The organism is Phycisphaerae bacterium (assembly GCA_012729815.1).
Classification (GTDB): domain Bacteria; phylum Planctomycetota; class Phycisphaerae; order JAAYCJ01; family JAAYCJ01; genus JAAYCJ01.
The window spans coordinates 1-5,777 of record JAAYCJ010000106.1; the positions used below are offsets into that span (position 1 = coordinate 1).

The window sequence follows — 5,777 nt, forward strand, 5'->3', positions numbered from 1 at the left end:
GCGGGTGGCGATCGATCCGGCGCGATCGACCCGCGGCGCGATCGAGCCGACGTTGGCGGAAATGCCGGACGGGCGCATCCTGATGGTCCTTCGCGGCAGCAACGACGTGAAGCCCGAGTTGCCCGGGTACAAGTGGTGCAGCGTGTCGCAGGACGGCGGGCGCTCGTGGAGTCCTGCCGAGCCGTGGACCTACACCGACGGCGGGAACTTTTTTTCGCCCAGCGCGTGTTCGCAACTGCTGGCGCACTCCAGCGGCCGGTACTTCTGGCTTGGCAACATCAGCGAAGAGAATCCGCAGGGCAACCTGCCGCGCTACCCTATGGTGTTCGGCGAGGTCGATCCGCGGTCGATGCGGCTGGTGCGCGAGAGCGTAACCGTGGTCGACGACCGCATGCCGGACGAGCATCCTCGGACGATGCTCTCAAACTTCATGGCGGAGGAGGATCGCGAGAGCGGCGAGATTTTGCTCTACATGTCGCGCCCATTCACGCGTTCGGAGAAGGACTGGACCTCCGACGCCTACCTATACCGCATTGAGATCTGACGCGTCACGGAACGCCGCCGATACGCGATTCAATTCCCGTTTCACCGGCCCGGCCGTGGGTTTATACTTCCGGGAGGGGACTTTGCGCCGCCGGTGGGAGGACGATCATGGAACTGACCTGGAAGAAGTGGTTTGTTTTTCTGCTGATTGCCGCCGTCGCCCTGATCGGGGCCCAGTTTTACGCTGAGAGCCGGCTGGTCCGGCTGATCTACGGCCCGCCGCATCCGCTCGTCGAGATGGAAGGGATCTCGGGTTTCCGGGAGGCGGTGCGGCGCGGGCAGCTCGACGAGTACGTGCCGCTGGCTCTGATCGACCGCGTCCAGGCCCCCTGGCCGGACCTCGAGGTGTTCGGCGAGGCGGGCCTTGGCGAGTTCGACCCGGATCGGCCGGCGACTCAGGACGCTGAGACGATCATGGGCTTGGCCCTGCTCGGGCCGCCCGCCGATCGGCAGTTTCGCGAGCGTCTGGGTGGCGGCAGCGACGTCGCGGCGTTTGCGGACTATGGTGAAGCTTGGTTTCGGTGGTTCCTTCGTCTGTCGGATCTGGCGATCGGCTGGGCCGATGACGAGACGAAACCGAAGCTCAGGCGGGTGGTTCTGGCGGTGATGGCGGGGATGCCGGAGGCGATGATGGGCGAGCACCTGGTCTCAACCCAGCCGACCGCCACGGCCCCGCAGACTCAACCGTCGGTTCGTCAGCGATTTCTCGATCATCTGGTTTCGCAGGCGGAAGTTCTTGCCCCCCAAAGCGCTCTGCTGGCCTACCTGAGGGCCGATCAGCTCCTGACCGGTGCGGTGGCCGGCAAGCCCGCCGTCGCCGAGCCGGCCCCGGTTCGCCCGACCGAACAGATGGAACGGCTCTACGGACTTGCTCCGCAGGTTGACCCGGTACAGGTTGCGCGGCGGATCGACGAGGTGTTAGGGCAGATGAGGGATGGGGAGAGTCTCTTTGACGGGTATCGGCGTGAGTTGCTGGTCAAAGGGGCGCAGTACCGGTGGCCCAACAGCCCAATGCCGCTGGCGTTCGCCCGGTGGCGGGACCATTCGACGTTGCTGCTTTCCTCGCTGCCGCGGCAGATGGTGTTTCGTCTGTGTTTTTTGGGTGACCGGCTTGGTGAGATGGGAGAGTCGCAATCGGCGCTGGCGATCTATGAACACGCGTATCGGATCGCGTGGGGGCTGACGTCCGGTCGACATGATGGTTCGGCGGTGAGCTTCGCCGTTGGAATCGGCGGCGTTTCGCTTTTGGCCGACCACCTGGTTGAGTTCTGGTGCGCCCGCGGCGATGTTGGAAAGGCCATGGCGGCGAGAGAGTTCGATGAGCAGGTCGATTGGACTTGCCGGATTTACCAGCGGGAGATCGAGCGGAACGCGATGGACCCGTTGGGCGTCGATCAGGCGGGTTACGTGGCGTACGTGCGGGCGGCGGGATTGACGTGGTGGCTCGGGCTGACCGGATTGCTGCTGGCGGCGGTCTCGCTGGTTTCGGCGGGCATTCACCTGGTGTTGCTCCGCGAGCGGTGGATGGTGAGCGTGGAGTTGGGCGTGCCGCCGAGCATGCTGTATCTGGCCACGGCGCTGCCGGCGTTTTTGATGATCTGGCTGGTGATGGTGATGCCGTTTTCGATCGACCGGTTGATTGAGGCGGGGCTGATCATGGGTTGGGCGTGCCTCTGGTCGTCGGCGATCGTGGTTGTGCTGGGATTGGTGTCGCGGTGGTCGGCGTTCCATGCGTCGGAGGTGCGGGCGAGCCCGGCTGGATGGATCTGGCTGGTGGCGGCGCTGGCGATTTTGTTGTCGTGCGTTCTGGCCGGCGTGATGGAGCCGAAACGGATGAGCACCACGGCGTTCGCCCTCAGCGCGGCGGCCCTGACGACGGGCCTGCTGGTCTGGCTGCTGGGCACGCTGATCGCGTGGGTTTTCAGGAGCGGCCGGACCTTCGAGCGCCATCGCTATCGTGCGGCGACCACCAAGGCCTTTTCGGTGTGCACGATGGCCGGAGCGGCGTTGTTCCTGGCGCTGGCGCTTGGCTCGATGCCGCTGGCGGCGTGGCAGCAGAACCGCTACTATCGCGAGGCGTCCGAGGCGATGGATCGGGGAGTTGAGCGGTATTTTCCGTCAGGACTGCCGGCGGAGCCGCTGGAGTCGCGGGTGTTCCGCGCCAACACCACCGCCGCTCCGACCAACAGGTAACCCGTTGACGGCTCGGAAAACGGCCGGGCATCACAGCGGTTCTTCCGGGTTTTGCCCGCCCACTTCGATTCGGCCGGACGGCTACTTCTGCTCCCTCTGGTACCATCGAGGAATCGGGGCGTCCTTGACGGCCTTGACCGTTAAGGTGTTTTCGGCGACCAGCCCCGTGGCGTACAGGGTGTAGACGGCCCCGGACTCGAATGTCGCACCCGGCAGCGTCAGGACCACGTTGTCGGTTCCCGCGGCATTGACCACCAGCGTGTACGTTCCCGGCTCGATCGACAGGTACCCGCTCTGTTCGCGGAACGAGACGTTTCTGAACAGCACCGCCCCGTCCGCCCTTGCGATGTCCACGCCGGGTGCGTCCGGCGAGCCGTGGTAGAAGCGGATGGTCGTTCTGGCGTCGTCCGGGTGCGTTTTGTCGGTCAGGACCGACGCGGCCAGATTGTTCAACTTCATCTGCCCGGTTACCGCCACGGTGTACGCGTTCTTGCCCTCCAGGACAATGTCGTTCCGGAGCAACACCGGCTGGGCCTGGCCAGCGGGCGTGATCTTCAGCTCGTGTTCGCCTTCGGTCACGCCGATCCGCTTGCTGACGTTCTTGTAGATCACATCCTGCAAGGCCCGATCCCCGTCAAGCCAGACGTCAACTCCGGGCGCATCGGGCGACAGGTGGGCCACCCGGACCAACGACTCGGCGCAGCCGCAGACGCCCAACACGGCCGCTGCGCACAGAAAGACAAGGGTTTTCTTCATAGCAGTGCCTCCCGAGGAAACGATGTCAAACGCCGACGGACACTCGTCCCCGAGTGTCCGCGCGGCCACCTTGCCGGTCCGGAGTCCGTTCCACCGCCTTCGGCGTGCGGATGGCTCGGCGGTCGGCTTCGGCTAGCGTTCCGCCGGCCGAGGCTCGACGCGATGGATTTCGTGGGTGTGTCCGATCAGCCCGAAGAAGCTGATGGCGTACAACCCGGCCAGCCCGACGAGGATGTAGACGATCCGCTCGATCACCGGAACCTCGCCGAAGATGGCGGCGACCAGGTTGAACTCGAACAACCCGACCAACCCCCAGTTGATGGCCCCGATAATCACGAGGATCAACGCAATGGCATTGAGCACTTTCATGGTACGTCCCCCTAAGAATGTGTTGTCGTTGAATACTAATCAGCCGGATGGCTAACTGTCAAGTTTTTTCTCGGTGGGACCGGCCTGGCGCGCCCGGCACCGCGCGGGCTGCGCGGCGCATCATCGTGGCGCTCATGCAGATGGGGAGTCTGGTTCATTGCGAAGCGGCGGCCAGATTTGCGGTTGATGCAACTCAAGGCGTCGGGCGATGGGACGATCGACGGCAGTTTCTCATGCGGCCCAGAGGTTTGCGTGTTCGCCGGTTTTGTCGAGCCTGTGGCGCAAGCCCATTCTCTTCGGCGACGGCGTTCCAACGTACGGGCGGAGCTACCGGTCGGGATCCTGCTTCGGTTCAGCGGGCTGCGTGGCCGGGTGGTCGGACTCCTTGAGCAACAGACCGGGAATGCAGCGGGTCTTGTCCTTGGACCAGAGCACGAGCCCGCCTTGTTCGCAGAGCTCCGATCCCGGCGGAGCGAAGAACGTCAGTTCGTCGTTGTTCCGCCAGACCGGATACGTCCGCAGGCGATCGCTCGTCTCCTTCCCCTCGATCCGCGTCGGCTGGACGATCTGGAGCTCGCCGGCGGCCACGGTCAGCACGGCGATGCGGCCGTCTTCATCGGCGAGGGCCGCCCGCGTCCCGTCCGGGCTCGGCGCGAACCACGGCAGCATGTCGAACTCCTCAGCCGCCTGCCGGGGCAGGATGCGCATCAGGCCGGGATATTTACCGGGATGCATGGCGAACAGGGACGGTTTCTGCGGCATGTCCTTGGCAACCGTGGGCAGCGTGACCTCACCCGACGAGAACAGCAGTTGCCCGTCGGGCAGGACGCGCACGGCTTGGAGGGCGTTGAGCAGCAGGCCGGCCATCGGTTCGGGATTTCCGTCCTTGCCGATTCCGTCGAGGCCGCCGGCAAGATCGGCGCGATTCAGTACGCCAAGAATCTGGTCGCCGGCGTCGGAGAGCCCAGCGATATAGAACAGGTATCGGCCGTCGGCGGACCAGTCGTGATACCAGGCGGCCGTCTCCGCGACCCGCACCGGCTCGGAGGGCCGCTGCAGGTCGATCAGCCACAGTTCGCCCAGCAGGTTTTCCTTGGGGTTTTTGACCACGGCGCAGGAAACGAAACGGTCATCGGGAGACACCTGGACGCTGTGCATCTCCGATCCTAAGAAAGCAATCACGCGATCAAGCGTCAGCTTTGCATCGTGGAACCGGCAGCGGATCAGCACGGTCAGCTTGTCAACGGAGGTCTCGACCTCCTTCCACGCCGCTTCCCATCGGGCCGACAGCTCGTCGCCCGCCTGCTCGGACAGATACAGGATGACCATCGTCCGCTCTCTTGACGCCAGTGCGGATGATTTATCCACCGGCAGAGCTTCGTTGGGCGGGGTCCCATCCAACATGATTCGACGAGCTCGTTCGGCGGCAGCGGCGATCTGTTCGACCTCGTCTTCAGGCAGAAGCCCACGCAGATCGGACCAGCGGGCGCCCAAGAGCCCCACAGGCGCCAGCAGTTCCGGTTCGTGACGAAACCACGCCACAGGACCGTCGAAATCCGCCGGCATCTCGTCCGGCATCGTGGCGGGAGACGTGGTCGACGAGCGGACCGGCGTGATGGTTAGAGGCGTGACCTCAAGGCTTTCGCCGTTTACCAGCCGCGTACCCGTTTCGTCCAGCACGACGGCCCAGCGGCCGTCCGGCGACCAGAAGACCCGCTGGATCGGAATACAGCCGGAGAGAATTGTCAACGACGCCAAGACGATCGATGCGATACGTTTCATGGTTCACCTCGAATCTCGGGTGGCTTGACGGGAGAAGTCCAGATCACGCGGGTGCGGTTGGCCGGTGCGGATCGCGAGTGGGAGCGCGGCTGGTAGAGGTTTTCCATCGTCCAGAACGACGACGCGGCGGCGAC

5 protein-coding genes are annotated in these 5,777 nt (G+C 64.7%); 2 read left to right on the forward strand and 3 right to left on the reverse strand.

The features are described 5' to 3' along the window. Together GXY33_07825 and GXY33_07830 are read left to right on the forward strand one after the other, a co-directional pair. The coding region (locus tag GXY33_07825; protein ID NLX05036.1) for an exo-alpha-sialidase at nucleotides 1–544 on the forward strand (544 nt) is incomplete at its 5' end. A gap of 107 nt (nucleotides 545–651) precedes the next feature. Next, nucleotides 652–2,736, forward strand: a complete 2,085-nt coding sequence (locus GXY33_07830) for a hypothetical protein (GenBank protein NLX05037.1) — start codon at nucleotides 652–654, stop codon at nucleotides 2,734–2,736. A gap of 81 nt (nucleotides 2,737–2,817) precedes the next feature. Here the strand turns inward: GXY33_07830 and GXY33_07835 are convergent, their stop codons facing one another. The 3 genes from GXY33_07835 to GXY33_07845 form a co-directional block, all read right to left on the reverse strand. Beyond that, nucleotides 2,818–3,492, reverse strand: coding sequence for a DUF4397 domain-containing protein (locus GXY33_07835; protein NLX05038.1), 675 nt, complete (start codon nucleotides 3,490–3,492; stop codon nucleotides 2,818–2,820). 132 nt (nucleotides 3,493–3,624) lie between these two features. Continuing rightward, nucleotides 3,625–3,861, reverse strand: a complete 237-nt coding sequence (locus tag GXY33_07840) for a DUF378 domain-containing protein (protein NLX05039.1) — start codon at nucleotides 3,859–3,861, stop codon at nucleotides 3,625–3,627. Between the two features lie 327 nt (nucleotides 3,862–4,188). Continuing rightward, a complete protein-coding gene (locus GXY33_07845) occupies nucleotides 4,189–5,643 on the reverse strand; it encodes a hypothetical protein (protein ID NLX05040.1) in 1,455 nt (484 codons plus the stop codon). Nucleotides 5,644–5,777 lie beyond the last annotated feature (134 nt).